The organism is Paractinoplanes abujensis, assembly GCF_014204895.1.
Taxonomy (GTDB): Bacteria; Actinomycetota; Actinomycetes; order Mycobacteriales; family Micromonosporaceae; genus Actinoplanes; species Actinoplanes abujensis.
Window position 1 is genome coordinate 4028059 of record NZ_JACHMF010000001.1, and the last position, 16902, is coordinate 4044960.

The 16902-nt window shown below is 69.6% G+C and carries 18 protein-coding genes; 8 read left to right on the forward strand and 10 right to left on the reverse strand.

From position 1 onward, the window contains the following. Positions 1 to 68: 68 nt before the first annotated feature. Positions 69 to 791 (reverse strand): TetR/AcrR family transcriptional regulator C-terminal domain-containing protein, encoded by a 723-nt coding sequence (locus BKA14_RS17905; RefSeq protein WP_184952072.1) that lies wholly within the window; start codon positions 789 to 791, stop codon positions 69 to 71. Positions 792 to 1228: 437 nt separating this feature from the next. On the opposite strand from BKA14_RS17905, the gene BKA14_RS17910 reads away from it, so the two are divergent. The 4 genes from BKA14_RS17910 to BKA14_RS17925 all read left to right on the forward strand — a co-directional run bounded on the left by BKA14_RS17910 (position 1229) and on the right by BKA14_RS17925 (position 3548). Beyond that, entirely contained in the window at positions 1229 to 2290 is a 1062-nt protein-coding gene (locus BKA14_RS17910) for a YihY/virulence factor BrkB family protein (protein WP_184952073.1), read from the forward strand. Between the two features lie 207 nt (positions 2291 to 2497). Then, entirely contained in the window at positions 2498 to 2926 is a 429-nt protein-coding gene (locus BKA14_RS17915) for a phage holin family protein (RefSeq protein WP_184952074.1), read from the forward strand. Continuing rightward, complete coding sequence (locus BKA14_RS17920) at positions 2923 to 3279, forward strand: DUF3618 domain-containing protein (protein ID WP_184952075.1); 357 nt, start codon at positions 2923 to 2925, stop codon at positions 3277 to 3279. Before BKA14_RS17915 ends, BKA14_RS17920 begins: the two co-directional genes overlap by 4 nt. Continuing rightward, the gene (locus BKA14_RS17925) at positions 3276 to 3548 is read left to right on the forward strand and encodes a DUF4235 domain-containing protein (protein WP_184952076.1); all 273 of its coding nucleotides are present in this window, start codon (positions 3276 to 3278) and stop codon (positions 3546 to 3548) included. The genes BKA14_RS17920 and BKA14_RS17925 overlap by 4 nt, the downstream gene beginning before the upstream one ends. A gap of 80 nt (positions 3549 to 3628) precedes the next feature. Here BKA14_RS17925 and BKA14_RS17930 read toward each other — a convergent pair whose 3' ends face one another. The 4 genes from BKA14_RS17930 to BKA14_RS44090 all read right to left on the reverse strand — a co-directional run bounded on the left by BKA14_RS17930 (position 3629) and on the right by BKA14_RS44090 (position 6441). Then, complete coding sequence (locus BKA14_RS17930) at positions 3629 to 4084, reverse strand: hypothetical protein (RefSeq protein WP_184952077.1); 456 nt, start codon at positions 4082 to 4084, stop codon at positions 3629 to 3631. A 340-nt stretch (positions 4085 to 4424) separates the two neighbouring features. Beyond that, positions 4425 to 4853 (reverse strand): YybH family protein, encoded by a 429-nt coding sequence (locus tag BKA14_RS17935; protein ID WP_184952078.1) that lies wholly within the window; start codon positions 4851 to 4853, stop codon positions 4425 to 4427. Between the two features lie 280 nt (positions 4854 to 5133). Further along, positions 5134 to 5472, reverse strand: coding sequence for a hypothetical protein (locus tag BKA14_RS17940; RefSeq protein ID WP_184952079.1), 339 nt, complete (start codon positions 5470 to 5472; stop codon positions 5134 to 5136). 837 nt (positions 5473 to 6309) lie between these two features. Next, positions 6310 to 6441 (reverse strand): hypothetical protein, encoded by a 132-nt coding sequence (locus BKA14_RS44090; RefSeq protein ID WP_260416526.1) that lies wholly within the window; start codon positions 6439 to 6441, stop codon positions 6310 to 6312. Between the two features lie 535 nt (positions 6442 to 6976). Here BKA14_RS44090 and BKA14_RS17945 point away from each other — a divergent pair. Beyond that, the gene (locus tag BKA14_RS17945; RefSeq protein WP_184952080.1) at positions 6977 to 7963 is read left to right on the forward strand and encodes an Acg family FMN-binding oxidoreductase; all 987 of its coding nucleotides are present in this window, start codon (positions 6977 to 6979) and stop codon (positions 7961 to 7963) included. A 132-nt stretch (positions 7964 to 8095) separates the two neighbouring features. Here the strand turns inward: BKA14_RS17945 and BKA14_RS17950 are convergent, their stop codons facing one another. From BKA14_RS17950 to BKA14_RS17970, 5 genes are all read right to left on the reverse strand, one after another. Beyond that, the gene (locus tag BKA14_RS17950; protein WP_184952081.1) at positions 8096 to 10495 is read right to left on the reverse strand and encodes a phosphoketolase family protein; all 2400 of its coding nucleotides are present in this window, start codon (positions 10493 to 10495) and stop codon (positions 8096 to 8098) included. Between the two features lie 99 nt (positions 10496 to 10594). Then, complete coding sequence (locus BKA14_RS17955; RefSeq protein WP_239093092.1) at positions 10595 to 11080, reverse strand: nitroreductase/quinone reductase family protein; 486 nt, start codon at positions 11078 to 11080, stop codon at positions 10595 to 10597. Then, on the reverse strand, positions 11074 to 11547 hold the full coding sequence (locus BKA14_RS17960) for a Crp/Fnr family transcriptional regulator (RefSeq protein ID WP_184952082.1): 474 nt from the start codon (positions 11545 to 11547) through the stop codon (positions 11074 to 11076). The genes BKA14_RS17955 and BKA14_RS17960 overlap by 7 nt, the downstream gene beginning before the upstream one ends. Positions 11548 to 11600: 53 nt before the next feature. After that, entirely contained in the window at positions 11601 to 12287 is a 687-nt protein-coding gene (locus tag BKA14_RS17965) for a CBS domain-containing protein (protein ID WP_184952083.1), read from the reverse strand. A 29-nt stretch (positions 12288 to 12316) separates the two neighbouring features. Next, positions 12317 to 12625 carry a hypothetical protein gene (locus tag BKA14_RS17970; protein WP_184952084.1) on the reverse strand — a complete coding sequence of 103 codons (309 nt, stop codon included), beginning with the start codon at positions 12623 to 12625 and terminating at the stop codon, positions 12317 to 12319. 128 nt (positions 12626 to 12753) lie between these two features. On the opposite strand from BKA14_RS17970, the gene ppdK reads away from it, so the two are divergent. The 3 genes from ppdK to adhP all read left to right on the forward strand — a co-directional run bounded on the left by ppdK (position 12754) and on the right by adhP (position 16818). Continuing rightward, complete coding sequence (gene ppdK / locus BKA14_RS17975) at positions 12754 to 15381, forward strand: pyruvate, phosphate dikinase (protein WP_184952085.1); 2628 nt, start codon at positions 12754 to 12756, stop codon at positions 15379 to 15381. A 10-nt stretch (positions 15382 to 15391) separates the two neighbouring features. Next, a complete protein-coding gene (locus BKA14_RS17980) occupies positions 15392 to 15736 on the forward strand; it encodes a hypothetical protein (protein WP_184952086.1) in 345 nt (114 codons plus the stop codon). A 71-nt stretch (positions 15737 to 15807) separates the two neighbouring features. Then, entirely contained in the window at positions 15808 to 16818 is a 1011-nt protein-coding gene (adhP, locus tag BKA14_RS17985; protein ID WP_184952087.1) for an alcohol dehydrogenase AdhP, read from the forward strand. Positions 16819 to 16902: the final 84 nt, after the last annotated feature.

Consider the following 16902-nt stretch of genomic DNA (forward strand, 5'->3'; position numbering starts at 1 on the left):
GGAGAGGTGCCCGGCCGTTTACGTGATAAACAGCAGGCGGAAGATTTTCCCTCCCGGCCCGCTCGGCTTCATTTTCCTTCGGTCAGCCGGGGTGGCCGGCGCCGGCGCGGCAGCAACAGGGCGACCCGGTCGAGCAAAGCCTCGAGGGCTTCCTCGAAGTCCTGAGCGGCGACGTCGACCGACAGGTGAGGCTCGAGGCGCTGCAGAAGCGGGTAGCCGGCGAGGTCCTCCATCGGCGTGACGTCAGGTTCCTCGACCGGACCGGTCTCCACACCTCGGCCGGAGACCTCCAGGAGCAGGTAGCCGAGCAGGAAGCTGCTGAACGCCCGGTACACCGCGGCGGCGTTCTCGTCGGAGAAGCCCGCGTCGGTCATGACTTCGAGCATCGACTCGATCCAGCGAAGGCTGCGCAGCGGCGGTCGTACCCACGGTGCCGCGGGCGGACGGGTCGCCACCAGCGGGAAGACCTCGGGATGGGCGAGCGCGATGCGGCGCAGACCGTGGGCCAGCCGTTGCAGGTAGTCCACCCACCCGGCGTGGGCCTCCAGGTGCACGTCGGGGTCGCCGAACAGTTCGTCGACGACCGACTCCACCACCCCGTCGAGCAACGCCTCGCGTCCGGGCACGTGCCGGTAGAGCGCCATGCCCTCGACGCCCAGGTAGGCGCCCAGGCGTTGCATCGTCAGCATCCGCAGGCCGTGCTCGTCGATGAACCGCACCGCGGCGTCGATGATGCGCCGCTGGTCCAGGGCGCTGCGCCCGGATCCTGAGCCGCCACCGGTGAACGGCACGGCCGCAGGCCCTCCGTGTGCTTCAGGCGGGTTGGGCTCGGTCACGATGCGCCTCTCCCACCACGTCGGCTACGGCATGCCGTCCAAGTCTGCCAGAGCTTGCCCAGGCGGCGCCGGGCGACGCTGCAACCGGGTCACCGGCCCCCGATCGAGTCGGCCCGGCGCCTCCCGGCTCCCCCTATGCGATTCATTCTCAGGTCTGTGTTTAGGACATAAACTCTACGGCGGATCACCTCGCCTCTCAGCGTTCAAGATCGTGGCAATGTGGACTTGACGACGCCACGGAAAATGTCGCCGCAACGGGATTAGCGAATTGACCGGGTGGGGACTCCTACGAGCATCGACGGCCGCCGCCGACGACAACTGTGAGTAACCATCGACCGGCGAGGGGCCGCGCTGCCTCAGTGCAGCGAGCACCACGCCCGGAGGACATTGCCATGAACTCTGACCGGAGACCGGCCCGCGACGACCTCGACCTCGACGCGGCCGCCACCACCAAGACCGGCGACGACAGGCCGAACGACCTGACCGCCGTCTCCCCCGATGCCGGCCCCGACAATCCGGCCAAGCTCGGCGGCAAGGGTCTGTTCGCCGCACTGAAGCGCACCTTCAAGCAGTTCTCGCAGGACAACGTGTCGGATTGGGCGGCCGCCCTGACCTACTACGGCGTGTTGTCGATCTTCCCCGGCGTGCTCGTGCTCGTCTCCGTGCTCGGCATGCTCAGCAACAACGGCCAGCAGACGGTCCAGGAAGCAGTCGGGCAGGTCGCCCCCAACGAGCAGCTGCAGAACCTCGTCCAGACAGTGCTCGGGCAGGTCAAGGATCCGGGGACCGCCGGCATCGCTGCCGTCATCGGTATCGTCGCCGCGTTCTGGTCCGCGTCCGGCTACATCGCGGCGTTCATGCGGGCGTCCAACGCCATCTACGACGTACCCGAGGGCCGTCCGATCTGGAAGACGCTGCCGATCCGGGTCGGCGTCACCGCGGTCGTCGGCCTGATGCTGGTCGTCTCGGTGGCCATCGTCATCCTCACCGGCGACCTGGCCCGGGTGGTCGGCGACCAGATCGGTCTCGGTTCGGCCGCGGTCACCACCTGGAACATCGCCAAGTGGCCGGTGCTGATCATCCTGGTCGGCCTCATGTTCGCGATCCTCTACTGGGCCTCGCCCAACGCCAAGACCGGCGGGTTCCGCTGGGTCAGCCCGGGCGGCATCTTCGCCGTCATGCTGTGGCTGCTGGCCTCGGTCGCGTTCGCGATCTACCTCGCCAACTTCGCCAACTACAACAAGACGTACGGGGCCCTCGGCGGTGTCATCGCCTTCCTCGTCTGGCTGTGGATCAGCAACATCGCCGTCCTGCTCGGCGCCGAGCTCGACGCCGAACTCGAACGCGGCCGCGCCATCGCCGCCGGTCAGGACCCCACCGATGAGCCGTTCCTCCAGCTGCGCGACGACCGCAAGATCAAGAAGGGCAGCGAGCAAGGCCTCGGCTCCGCCTGACCGCATCGGCAAGACGCCAACTCGGGAGACCGGCCATGAAGTTGATGGTGAAGAAGATCAGCCACGGGCAGCTGCAGTTCCTCCTGCTCGCCCCCACCGGCCGGGTCGTCGCCAGCAGCACGTCCCGCACCCGGAGACGCTCGGCGGCGGAGGCCACCGCGTCCGTCCGGAACGTACGACCCACGCCTCCGAGAGGGGATGAACACCATGTCGCAAGAATCATTTCGTGAGCCGCCGCCGTCGTCAGCCTCCACGTCCGATCTGGTCAGCCAGGCCGCCGCGCAGGTGTCGACGCTGGTGCGCGACGAACTGGCGCTGGCCAAACTGGAGCTGACCGAGAAGGGCAAGCGGGCCGGTCTGGGCGGCGGCCTGTTCGGAGGCGCCGCGGTCCTCGCCCTGTACGGGCTGGGCCTGCTGCTGGTCCTCGCCGTCGTCCTGCTCGACCTGGCCTGGCCGCTCTGGCTGGCCGTCCTGGTCGTGATGGTGGTCGTTTTCGCCGCGGCCGGAGTCGCAGCCCTGCTGGGCAAGCAGAAGCTCGCGGCGGCGACACCGCCGATGCCCAGCGACGCCATCGCCAGCGCCCAGGCCGATGTGCAAACCGTGAAGAACGCCGTCCAGGAAGGACGCTCGTCATGACCGACCCCGACACGCCCACCGATCCGGAGCAGCTACGTGCCGAGATCGAACAGACCCGCGCCGAGCTCGGCGAGACGGTGCAGGAACTCGCGGCCAAGGCCGACGTCAAAGCCCGCGCCAAGCAGGCGGCCGGTGACACCGCGGCCAAGGTGCGCCAGAAGCTCAGCGACGTCAAGGGTCAAGCCGGGCAGGCCACCGGCGCAGTAGCCGAGCGGGCTTCGACGGTCAAACAGCAACTCGCCGGCTCCGACCTGCCCGCCCCCATGCGCCGGCCCTTGCCGCTGGCCGCCATCGCCGCCGCAGTGGCCGCCGTAGTCGTCGTCATCGTCGTGGCCCGGCGGAGGACAGCATGAGCGGTAAAGCCGCCAAGATCGCCTACAAGCCGGTCGGGTTGCTGCTCGGCGCGAGCGCCGGCGTCATCTCCGGTCTGATCTTCAAGCAGGTCTGGAAAATCGCCGGGCACGACGACGACGCGCCCAACGCCACCGACGAGGACCGCGGCTGGAGCGAGGTCCTGCTCGCCGCGGCGATTCAGGGCGCGATCTTCGCCGCCGTGAAGGCCACGGTCGAGCGGGCCGGCGCGGCCGGCATCCGCAAAGCCACCGGCCGATGGCCGGCCTGAGTCAACCCGGCAGACCGTCGAGGGGAAACCGGTTGTGGTGCCGCCTGACGAGCGCGAAAGCCTGTCAGGCGGCGGCAGGCTCAGTCGCCGAGCGCGTAGACCCAGGCCGAGTCGATCGACCGGATCTGGGTGCCGCTGCTGTTGTAGGCGACGAGCCGGGCCTTGACCAAGCCGTTGCCGAACTGGCCGTCCCACACCTCGACCGGCTTGACCGAAGCGACGACGCAGGGCCGGGCGCTCGTGGAGAACCGCGGGGTGTTGTTCTCGTCGACGATGTACACCCGGACCGTGGAGCACGCGCTCGGCCGGGCGTAGATGTGGCCGAACCCGGAGACGGTCTCGTAGCAGGCCTGGCCGGCCGGACACTCCGACGTCTGGTTGGAGATGCAGACATCGATGTTCCATCCGCCGGAAACGTAAGGCGGCGTCCGGCAGACCAGATCGGCCTGGGCCGGTGAGGCCGCGACGACCAGCGCTCCGATCGTCGCGATGAGGGTGGCCAGGGCCACGCCGAAGAGTTTCTTGATTCTGGACATTCTTGCTCCCCGTGTGTCGAGTCCTGCTCGATCCGTCCGCGGTTGGTCCACCGTGGACGATGAGCGCACTTTACAGCGATGAGCATGAATGGTGGGGGCGTTTGCCGATGCCGTACGGCTGAACGGTCCGGCTCCGTCATGGGTGGACAGCGGCGTCGTACAGCTCGGTTGAGCGCGCCCGCCTCTCCCGCCTGGATGGCAGCCAGGCGCATGAGACCCTACGGACGCCGGCACCGCCGGTGGAGCCGACGCCACCCTCAACGCACAGACGATCAGGCGGTGGCCGTCTTCTTTCTCGCGGGATCCGGCGTCATCTCACGAACGGCGGCTGCCGTACTGATCACTGGGGCAGGGGGTTCGTCGTCGCGAACGAGTAGCGCGCGATCTTCCACGCGTCGTCGTCGCCCTTCTGAAGGATGAACAGTTCGTGGTTGGCGTCGGGGACGCGCTCGTTGATGGCGTTCACGGTCACGTGCCCGTTCGAGTTCGTGCGGACGAATGCCCAGTTCGGAGCGACCTGCACCACCTCCTGGACCGTCAACTCGGTATCAAAGGTGATCGTCTGGAAGATGCCCTTGTAAGCGGCACCGATCGCCTCGGCGCCGACCGCCGAAGGGTTGTTCGGGGCCATGAAGACGCCGTCAGGTGCGAATACGGTCAGCACTGTCTCGGCGTCCGAGGCGTTCAACGCCGTCTCGTAGGTCTGCAGAACCTCTTCGATGTCAGCCTGGACCGAAGTGGCGTCTGCGGATTCCATGAGCTTCTTCATGACTTGCATCCTCTTCTTGGCGCATTGATTACGGTTGTGGCCTTCACAGCGTTGCGGGCTGCCGTCGTCTCGCGGGTAGTCGTCCGTCGGCGATGGCATGGCCGACCATCGGTCGAACAAGGCAGGGGGTACGCGGTTCAATGCCGTCCACGCCTCAAGCGTCGGCTCACCCAGACGACACCTTGTCGACTTGGCCCGAGCCGCTCCACCATGTGCCCGGCCTGCTCCCACAGGACGGCCAGTCCATCGCCGATGATGCCCCGTCCGATCACGGCGATGTTCATGGTTCTTCCCCGCCGATCCGAAAGCGCCGGAACGCCTCCGACTCACAGAAGGACACTAAGATCACCATCGGGCGAGCGTCCAATACGTGTTCGCGCAGCGGACGATAGAGTTTTCCTATCGATAAGGACCTGGCCTCCAGCGCGCCGGAACCGGCCCGGCGGGCCACCGGCGTGGCGACGTCACTCTGTTCGACCTCGTGTGACGGCGCGAACCAGCTGCGCTTGTTGCCGTACATATCGCCGCAGGTGGAGGCGCTCGGGTAGCGGCCGGTCGCAGCACCCGCCCGGAACGTGTTCTCATCCGTCGATGACACCCCAGCGGTCGTGAACCGCACTCGTCCCGGACCGCATCCGGCTCCGGACCGCCACCGTCTGGACACTCCGCCCCGTCGCCGCGATCCCGGCCAACCCGGGCTGCAGCGGGCAGAATGCAGAGAGATCGGAAGTTCCGGGAGCTGTGGAGCCAGCGTCAGGAGCGATACCACAGCAAGGCCGGCAGCGATCCAGCCGCGGCGCCGATCAGAAAAGGAATGGTGCTCGCCGGCTGGGCCGATGTGCGCGGCATCCGCACCCTTGCCGCCGCCGGACCTCGTCCCCCGCTGACCCACTCGTCCCTGAGCGGGCACCGCCGGAGTACCGCCAGACGTCGAGCGCGTGGTGCTGCGGCTTGCGGAACGCGGGCATGACCGCTCCGGTCATGCGCGAGCGCGACGGGGTGGTGGACGGATGACGGGTTCGCTCCGCAGGAAAGCGCCACCGCCCTCAGCGTGCTCCCCGCCCCGCCGTCGACCCCGATGGTGCGCTCGCCGAAGCTCCCCGCCGGCGCCTCCCAGAACCGCGGCCGACAGCCGCCGAGCAGCTCGCCGGTGCGGTGCTCGGGGGCTCGCGATACTCCTCAGCGCCGGGTCGGTCAGCGTGCCGATGCAGCCGAAGATCACCGCGCGCACGGCCCGCGAACGGACGCGCCGGAGACCCCCGCGGTGCAAGGGTCTCCGGCGAGGTGGTTCCGAGGTGAACGCTCAGGTGGCGCTCAAGAATGCGAACGTTCCGGGTGGGACGGACCTGGAAAGCCGCATCCAACGTCATGAGAAGACCCGTGCGGCGGATCAGGATCCGCAAAGGATCAGGTTACCGTTGTCCGCGGCGACCCGTGCTGCCGAGCTGACGCGGCGTCATCGATGGGCAAGACGACGAACGCCCGAGGCAGCGCCTTTGACGCCGGCGGCTACCAGGATGACGAGGACCGTACTGGACACGGGCAGCAGGATGGCGTATCCCGCCGCGATCAGGTTGCGCTTCAGCATGATGACCGACCTCCTTCGGTTACACCTTCAGGAGACCGCCTCGACCGCAGGCGCACACAGAGCCGAAGGCCATCGACGCTGCTCCGGTGGGCCTATCTGTTTCGGGTCCTTCGGCCCTGACGTCCTCTCCTACCGACGCTTTAACCTCGGCTCGAGAACTCCTCGATCGGGAGTCGAGATGAAGGTCTTCAAGAAGTTGATGTGCGGTGCCGGTCTGCACTCGGGGCAGTGGTCCCTGCCGGGCCGGCGATGCGCGAGCGTACGAGTCTGCGTCAGCTGTGGGAGAGCCGGCGAGAAGGTCCGCCATACCTGGGGCGGGTTCGTCTACGTCGACGCCGACCGGTGTGGACAGGTTCGCCGCTGCGAACGGTGCGGCACGACCGAGTCCCGGATCGCGCACGACTGGGGCCCGTGGCTGTACGCGAACGTGGAGTTCAACTCACCACAGTTCCACAAGTGCGGCCGGTGCCACGAGACGGAGAAGACGGCGTACACGAGCCGATGAGAGCAGACGGCCACGAGTTCGGAGGTTGCCATGACCGGGCCGGAGAAGGACGAGACCCGCACCGCCTTGGAGATGGCCGCTCGCGCGTCGCTGCGGGCGCCTTCGGTCTTCAACACTCAGCCCTGGAAGTGGCGCCTCACCGGCGACGTGCTCGAGCTGTCGTCCGACCCGGCACGCCGGCTCGGCGTGACCGACGCCGAGGGCCGCCTGCTTCTGCTGAGCTGCGGCGGCGCTTTGCACCACGCTCGGCTCTATCTGGCCGCCGCCGGGTGGCGTGCCGACGTGCAACGCCTTCCCGAGGCGCAGCGCCCGGATCTGCTCGCCCGCATCCGCATCGCCGGTCGCGCCGAGCCGGATCTGGAGGCGGCAGAACTCGCCGACGCCATCAGCCGGCGTCGCACCGACCGCCGTGCCTTCGGCGACCGTCCGGTGTCCGAGGAAACGGTGACCCGCTTGCGGCGTCTGGTCGAGGCGGAGGGCGCCTACCTGCATGTCGTTCCCGACGACCGGGTGCCCGAGCTGGCCGTCTCCGTCGACGAGGCCGCCGACGCCAACTACTTCGATCCTGCGCACCGCACCGAGCTCACTGACTGGACGCACCGGCCGTCCTGGACCGGCGACGGCGTGCCGCCCAGCACGGCCGTGCAGCCGAGCCTGCGCCGTGTGCCGGTGCGCAACTTCTTGCCGGACGGCTCCACCGGCATGCTGGCCGGCGCGGACCACGACGAAGGCGCCGCGTACGTGATCATCTTTGGCACCGCCGATCGGCCGGTCGATCTGCTGCGCGGCGGTGAGGCCATGTCCGCGTTGCTCCTGCGGGCCACCGCCGAGGGCTTGGCCACGGCTCCCATCAGCGAGGCGGTCGAGGTTGCCTGGCCCCGCCGGCTGCTGAGTCGGCTGCTCTCCGGAGTGGGCGAGCCGTACCTGGTCGTCAGGCTCGGTTACGTGGAAGCATCGGACGTAGTGCCTCCGTCACCTCGCCGGCCACCCGCCGACGTTATTCAGGTCGATGAGTGATCACGACCTTACCGAGCGGCCTCCGCCCGCAACTACGAACCGACGTCGAGGCCGCAAGCGCACCATGGGGAGACTAAGAGCAACGCCGGCGGCGGCCCCGGAACCGGAGCCGCCGCCGAGCATCGCTGCCGACTACTCCATCGTGTGGATGAGGGACCAGTCGCGAACCTCGGGCATGTCCTCGAGGTGCTCGACGACGTAGGTCTCGTGCCGGCGGAGCTGCACCTCGCACCAGGCCTTGAGGTCGGCCGCACCGCGGGGTAGGCGGTGGGCGTTGTTGATGGCGTCCATGACGAGGTGGTAGCGCGAAGCGCGGTTGCGGACGGTCATGTCGAACGGGGTGGTCGTGGTGCCCTGTTCGATGAAGCCGCGCACCCGGAACCGGTCGGCGTCGGGCCGGCCGTGCACCAGCTGGTGGATCGCGCCGGGGTAGCCGTGGAAGGCGAAGACCACGTCGACCGTGTCGGTGAACAGCTCGGTGAACTGGGTCTCGCTCATGCCGTGCGGGTGGTCCTTGGGCCGCGGCAGGGTCATCAGGTCGACGACGTTGACGACGCGGACCTTGAAGCCAGGCAGCCGGTCGCGCAGGATCTGCGCCGCGGCGACGGTCTCCATGGTGACGACGTCGCCGGCGCAGGCCAGCACTATGTCGGGGTCGCTGGTGTCGTCGTCGGTGCCGGCCCAGTTCCAGATCCCGGCGCCGCGGGCGCAGTGCTCAACGGCCTCGTCCATGGTCAGATACTGCAGCTGGGGCTGCTTGTCGATGACGATCAGGTTGATGTACGAGCGGGATCGGAAGCAGTGGTCGGCCACCGACAGCAGGGTGTTGGCGTCCGGCGGCAGATAGACCCGGGCGACGTCGCCGCGCTGAGTGAGCACGGTCTGAATCAGGCCGGGGCCCTGGTGCGAGAACCCATTGTGGTCGTTGCGCCACGCCGTTGAGGTCAGCAGCACGTTGAAGCTGGGGACCTTGGCCCGCCACGGCAGGTTCTTGGCCTCCTGCAGCCACTTGCCGTGCTGGATCGTCTGCGAGGCGCTGACCATGGCGAACGCCTCGTAGGTGGCGAACATGCCGTGCCGGCCGGTGAGGTTGTAGCCCTCGAGCCAGCCGTGGCAGTTGTGCTCGCTCAGCACCTCCATGACCCGGCCGTCGCGGCTGAGGGCGACGTCGCTGGGCATGACTCGCTCCATGAAGGCCCGGTCGGAGACCTCGAAGACGGCGCCGAGCCGGTTGCTGTTGGTCTCGTCGGGGCAGAACAGCCGGAACCGGTCGTCGTTGCGGGCATAGATGTCGCGCATCATCTCGCCGAGCCGGCGCGTCGACTCGGCCCGCTCGGTGGCCGGCGCGGCCACCTCGACGGCGTAGTCGCGGAAGTCCGGCAGCTCGAGGGCGTGAGTCAGGACGCCGCCGTTGGCGTGTGGCGACGCACTCATACGCAGATCGCCCTCGGGTGCCTGCTCACGGATGAGGCCGACGGGCGCGCCCGCTTCGTCGAAGAGCTCCTCAGGCCGGTACGACCTGAGCCACTGCTCGAGAAGTGCGAGGTGCGCGGGGTTGTCCCGGACGCCGGCCAGCGGCACCTGGTGCGACCGCCACGTGCCGGTAACCTGCACCCCGTCCACCTGAGCCGGCCCGGTCCAGCCCTTCGGCGACCGAAGGACGATCAACGGCCAAACCGGCCGGGTCCCGTCCCACGTGCCGGTGCGGGCCGCGGTCTGAATCTCGCGGATGCGTCCCCACGCCTGCGCGAGCGCCGCCGCGAACCGCAGGTGCATGCCGGGCAGGTCCTGACCAGCGACCTCGATGACGTCGTAGCCGTGGCCGCGTAGCAGCTCCTGCACCTCGTCGGCATGCTTGCGCCCCAGCACGGTGGGGCCGGAGATCTTGGCGTCGTTGAGGTGCAGGATCGGCAGCACCGCGCCGTCGCGGGCCGGGTTGAGGAACGACACGCCCTTCCACGAGCCCTCCAACGGGCCCGTCTCGGCCTCGCCGTCGCCGACCACGGCGATCGCCAGCAGGTCGGGGTTGTCCATCACGGCGCCGAAGGCGTGGACCAGCACGTAGCCCAGCTCGCCGCCCTCGTGAATGGAGCCCGGAGTGGTGACCGAGACGTGGCTCGGGATGCCGCCGGGACTCGAGAACTGGCGGAACAGCTTCCGCATACCCTCGGCGTCCTGGCTGATCCGCGGGTAGATCTCCGAGTAGGTGCCCTCCAGGTAGCCGGCGGCGACCAGCGCCGGGCCGCCGTGGCCGGGACCGGCGAGGTAGATCGCCTGCTGGCCGGTGTGCCGGATCAGCCGCGACACGTGCGCGTAGATCAGCGACAGGCCCGGGCTGGTGCCCCAGTGGCCGAGCAGGCGGGGCTTGATGTGCTCGGCGGTCAGCGCCTCGCGCAGCAGCGGATTGGCCTTGAGGTAGATCTGGCCGATGGTGAGGTAGTTGGCCGCGCGCCACCAGGCGTCGAGGCGGGCCAGTTCGGCCTCGTCCGGTTCGGCGAGCGTCTGCAGCAGGTCGGAGACAACCGTGGTCACGGCAATTCCCTTCACGGATCTTTGTCGTCGCCTCGACCGTAGGGCGGGGGCCACCGGCTCCCGTAGGGCCGCAAGCCGCAACCGACGGGACCTTCGGCCCTACGGGACGGGACTACCGAGACGGGTCACCAGAAACACCGGGTAGTCGGCCGCGACGGCTGCGAAGGCAGCGATCGGGGCACGCCGATCGACCGGGATGTGCGGCCGCGCCCCGGGCGCCTTGGACAGGTACAGGCGCAGGATCGGTGGTCTCTGCTCCACGGCCACCTCGCTGAGACGGATCCGCTCGCGGCGGCCGTGGCTGAGGACCGCCTCGCCACCGGCGGCTCGCACGTTGGCAACCCAGTTGGCGTCGTTGCCCAGCATCGACACCAGGTACTCGCTGTCCTGGTGCCGGACGACCACGAGCGGGCAGGACACCGTCCGGCCGGTGCGACGCCCCGGCACTTCGAGCGTGACCCACGTGCGAGGAGCGAGGAACCCGGCCCGGTACTGGGCGGCGGAGATGCGGTTGAGCAGGCGGGCCAGAGCGTGCGGGCGCCCGCCGCGATACATCCAGCGCTTCAACGGGCTCACGATCAGCATGCCGGTGCCTCCGGGTACGCGTAGAGCTCGATCAGACGGTGGCGGGCGGCCTGCAGCCGGTGCGACACGACGTCGAGCATCCGGCCGGTCAGCTCACGCCCGAGATCGGCGTCGTCGGTGATCAGTGCACGCACCCGTGCGGCGTCGAACTCGACGGCATGCACGTCGTCGGCCACCACGGCACCGAACTGCCAGCGGAACGGCGGTCGCATCCACGACCAGCCGACCGGCGCGCCCGGCCCGGCCCGGTCGACCGTGATGTCGCCTCGCCCGGGTACGGAGAAATCGATCGCGACCGCCCCGGAGCTGATCAGCCAGAAGCGGTCGGCGTGTGCGTCCTCGCGGCACAGCCGGTGCCCGACGCCGTGGAACACCGGCCGTCCGGTCACCGCGAGCCGCTGCAACCAGCCGGCCGGCAGGTCGGCGACGAAGTCGTTCAGGGCGAGCAGGTCGAAGACACTCAGCATGAAACCTCCCCGCAGAGGGCGGAGCCCGGTGGCGGCCGGGCTCCGCGCGACGATCAGGCGACGTAGAAGACGCCCGCGCCGGTGGTGTCCGTGTCCTCGAAGGCGACCTGGAGCTTGTCGATCACTTCTACGACGCCGGGCACCTGCCGGGTGAGGCGGACGGCCAGGTTGGCGGTGGAGCGTCGGTCGACCTCGCCGGTCAGCCGCACCACACCGCCGTCGACGGCGACGCCGACTCGGTCGGCGCCTTCGTGCAGCAGCGTGTCGAACACGTCCTTGCTGATGTCGGCGCCGATCTCGTCGTCGGGGCGCAGGTGGACCTTCAGCAGATCGCCGCGGGAGACGATACCGACCAGCCGGCCGAGGTCGTCGACGACCGGCAGCCGCTTGACGTTCTCGGCATCCATGACCCGCGCCGCGGAGGCGATGGGGGTCCCGGTGAGCACCACGACCGGTGGAGCGCTCATCAGGTCGGCGGCGGTTCCCGCGTACGCTTTGGCGCGCTCACCGCGGCGCCGGCGTCCCTCGAACAGCCGGGGCTGCTCGTCGCCCGCGTACTCGATCTTGCGAAGCAGATCCGCCTCGGAGATCACCCCCGTCACGTGCTGGTACTCGTCCACGACCGGCATCGCGCTGAAGCGGTGCCCGATCAGCAGGTCCACCACTTCCCGGTACGAGGCGGCCGGCTGCACCGACACGACCGCCTCGGTCATCACGTCGTCCACTTTCCACGCTGTCATGGCAGCCTCCTCGCTTCTCGGCTCTGACGCTACGAGCCAGTAACCGGGTCGGGCAGGGCCGAAAGACCCTCGGCTCGCTGCCTGATGCCCTGCAGCATCCGGCGTTCCATGATCAGGCTGCCGGGTGCCATCACCACGTCGTACAGGGCCCGGACCGCTGGGTTGCCGCCCGGTGGTGTGATGCGGTTGCGGCTGATCAGCCGGGTCCCGGCTCCGTCCGGGCGCAGAGCGCCCCAGGTGACGTACCGGCGGCGCGCCCACGGGGAGACGGCCACCGCCAGTGCGGCCCCGGCGACCAGGAACACCAGCTCGGGACCGCCGTACATGAGGCCTTTCATGACCGACTCCTTTCTCTGCCGTCGGTTTCACGGTCGGCCCTTGCCGACCCGTCGGGTAGGGACGTCCGGCCCTACGGCACACGCCGTCGGCCGCGCTACCAACGAGACGAGAGGGGTGTGAAGAGGAGATGACCAGATACGTCTACGACTTCGTCGAGGGCAACATGGACCTCAAGGACCTGCTCGGTGGCAAGGGCGCCAACCTGGCCGAGATGACCCGGATGGGTCTGCCGGTGCCGCCCGGCTTCACCGTCACCACCGACGCCTGCCGCGCATACCTGCGCACCGGAAGCATGCCCACGAGCCTCCTCGGAGAGGTCGAGCATCACCTGCGAATGGTGCAGAACCAGATCGGCAAGACCTTCGGCGACCCCGACGACCCGCTGCTGCTCTCGGTCCGCTCCGGCGCCAAGTTCTCCATGCCCGGGATGATGGAGACCATCCTCGACATCGGTCTGAGCGACGCGAGCGTCGCGGGCCTCGGCCGGCAGACCGGGAACGAGCGCTTCGCCTGGGATTCCTACCGGCGCCTGATCCAGATGTTCGGCAAGACGGTCTTCGACGTCCCCGGCGAGGCGTTCGATGAAGAGCTCGCGGCGGCTGGAGGCATCGGCGCCGGCCTGAGCGTGACTCAGCTGCAGGACCTCGTCCTCGCGTACAAGAAGGTGTTTCACGCCCACACCGGCCGTGACTTTCCGCAGGCGCCGCACGAGCAGCTGTTCCTCGCGATCGGCGCGGTGTTCCGGTCGTGGAACGCCGAGCGGGCCACCCTCTATCGCCGGCAGGAGCGCATTCCGCAGGACTTGGGCACCGCGGTCAACGTGATGGCGATGGTCTTCGGCAACCGCGGCGACGACTCGGGAACCGGCGTGGCGTTCACCCGCGATCCGGCCACCGGGCGGCGTGGCGTCTACGGCGACTATCTACGCAACGCCCAGGGCGAGGACGTCGTCGCCGGCATCCGCAACACGATGAGCCTCGCCGAGCTCGCCACCATCGACCCGGCGAGCCACCGGCAGCTGCTGTCGATCATGCAGCGGCTCGAGCAGCACTACCGCGATCTGTGCGACATCGAGTTCACCATCGAGAACGGCCGGCTGTGGATGCTGCAGACCCGCGTGGGCAAGCGCACCCCGGCCGCCGCGTTCGTCATCGCCGCCCAGCTCGTCGACGAGGGCACCATCACCCTCGACGAGGCCCTGCAGCGGGTCACCGGCGAGCAGCTCGCCCAGCTGATGTTCCCCAGCTTCGACACCGCCGCCGCACCCGAACCGCTGACCACCGGGGTGCCCGCCTCGCCCGGAGCGGCCGTCGGCGCGATCGTCTTCGACTCCGCCGCCGCAGCAGCAGCCACCGAGCCGGTCATCCTGGTGCGCCGCGAGACCAACCCCGACGACCTGCCCGGCATGATCGCCGCCCAGGGCATCCTCACCTCGCGCGGCGGCAAGACCTCGCACGCCGCCGTCGTCGCCCGCGGCATGGGGAAGACCTGCGTCTGCGGCGCCGAGGAACTCGTCATCGACGACGGCTTGGTCACCGTGGCCGGACGCACGCTGCACGCCGGGGACGTGATCTCCCTCGACGGCACCACCGGCAAGGTGTACCCCGGCGCCGTCGCCGTCCGGCCCTCCCCCGTCGTGCGCTACTTCGAAGGCGAGCTCACCGCCCACGGCGACCCCCTGCTCGCCGCGGTGGAACGGCTCATGATCCACGCTGACCACACAGCGCGGCTCGCCGTGCACGCCAACGCCGACACCGGCGCCGATGCCGCCCGCGCCCGCCGCTTCGGCGCCACCGGTGTGGGGCTGTGCCGCACCGAGCACATGTTCCTCGGCGACCGCCGCGTACTGATCGAGCGGCTGATCCTCGGCGACGACGGCGCCCTGGCCGACCTGCTGCCGCTGCAGCGCGCCGACTTCGAAGAGCTGTTCACCGCCATGGACAGCATGCCCGTGACCGTGCGGCTGATCGACCCGCCGCTGCACGAGTTCCTGCCGCCGCTGGAGGAGCTGACCGCGCGGGTCGCCCGCGCCGAGGCACTCGGTCAGGATCCCGGTCGCGACGGCACGCTGTTGACGGCCGTGCGCCGGATGCACGAGCAGAACCCGATGCTCGGCCTGCGCGGGGTCCGCCTCGGCCTGGTGATTCCCGGCTTGTTCGCCATGCAGGTCCGGGCGATCGCGGAGGCGGCGGCCGCTCGGGTCGCCGCGGGCGGCGACCCACGGCCCGAGATCATGATTCCGCTGGTCGGTGCGGTACAAGAGCTGGAGACCGTACGGGCAGAGGCGGAGTCGGTGCTGGCGAGCGTGCCGGGCGCGCCGCCGATCCGGATCGGCACCATGATTGAGGTGCCTCGGGCCGCGCTGACCGCGGGGCAGATCGCCGGCGCGGCCGAGTTCTTCTCGTTCGGCACCAACGACCTGACCCAGATGACGTGGGGCTTCTCCCGCGACGATGTCGAAGGCGCGTTCTTCGGCCGCTACCTCGGGCTCGGCATCTTCGCGGTCTCGCCGTTCGAGACCATCGACGGCGACGGCGTGGGCGAGCTCGTCCGCATTGCCGTCGAGCGCGGCCGGGCCACCCGGCCCGACCTGACCGTCGGCGTCTGCGGCGAGCACGGGGGTGATCCGGCCTCGGTCCGCTTCTTCCACGACGCCGGCCTCGACTACGTGTCCTGCTCGCCGTTCCGCGTCCCGATCGCCCGCCTCGAAGCCGGGCGCGCCGCGAGCGCGGCGACCGGCTCGGACAGCCGATAAGGAGGTCACGATGACGACCACCACGATGGCACCGACCATGACGACGCCGATCACGGTGACGCCGGTACGCCGCGGTGACCGGGAGATCGGCGCCTACATCGACGGCCGGTTCGTGCCCGCCGTCGACGCCACCACCGTCGCGCTGGCCGCCCTGGCCACCGCGGCGGTTGCCACCGCCGGCATCTCCGTCGGCTTCGCGCTGCGCCGACGCCCCGCGATCGGCACGGTCACGATGGGCCCCGGCGGCTGGGTCAGCCTCAAGCGCACGACGCGGCCGGCGCTGAAAGCAGGCCGCCCGGCGAGGCCGTGGTGGGCTCGCCTTCTCCGTGCCCGCCGGCTGGTCGTGGAGCGCTGAGCGGGTCGTTCGGCCCTACTGACGACGCTTGCAGCCGATCACGCTGAGATCAGCGACCAAAGGAGACCGTCATGCGCGCAGCAGTCGTAACAAGCTTCACCGAACCGCTGGCCGTCCAGGAGGTGCCGGTCCCGCAACCCGGTGCCGGGCAGATCCTCGTCCGCATCGAGGCCAGCGGCCTGTGCCACACCGACATCCACGCCGCCCGCGGCGACTGGCCGGTCAAGCCGGCTCCCCCGTTCATCCCCGGCCACGAGGGCGTGGGCATCGTCGACATGGTCGGCCCGGGTGTCACGCTGCACCGGCCCGGCGACCGCGTCGCCATCCCGTGGCTCGGACATGCCTGCGGCTCGTGCGAGTACTGCATCACGGGCTGGGAGACGCTGTGCGAGGCTCAGCTCAACACCGGCTACGCGATCGACGGCGGCCACGCGGAGTACCTGGTCGCCGACGCGCGCTTCGCTGTCGCGGTGCCGGACAGCATCGACCCGGCCGAGGCCGCCCCGCTGACCTGCGCCGGCGTCACCACCTACAAGGCCGTCAAGGTCGGCGGCGTCACGCCCGGCGACCGCGTCGCGATCTTCGGCATCGGCGGACTCGGCCACCTCGCCCAGCAGTACGCGCAGATCTTCGGTGGCGAGACCATCGCCATCGACGTGACCGAGGAGAAGCTGCAGCTGGCCAAGAACCTCGGCGCCGCCCATGTCGTCAACGCCGCCACCACCGATCCGGTCGCCGCGATCGAGGCTCTCGGCGGCGCCGACGTCGCCGTGGTGCTCGCGGCCGACCCCAAGGTGCTCGAGCAGGCACATGCGTCGCTGCGCCGCGGCGGCCGGCTGATCCTGGTCTCGCTGCCCAAGGACAACGCCATGTCCCTGCCGATCTTCCAGACCGTCCTCAAGGGCATCCAGGTCATCGGTTCGATCGTGGGCACCCGCGCCGACCTGGCCGAGGTGTTCCGGCTGCACGCCGCCGGGCGTACCAAGGTGTTCTACGAGACCCGTCCGCTCGAGCAGATCAACGATGCCATCGAGGACGTCCTCGCCAGCCGGGTCCCGGCCCGTCTCGTGCTCGTCCCCTGACCCGGCCCGAGGTTCCGGGCGGTCCCGGTCGTCCGGGACCTCTGGCCCTGCCGGGCGGGTCATCGCTCGGCCAGGCTGAAGGAA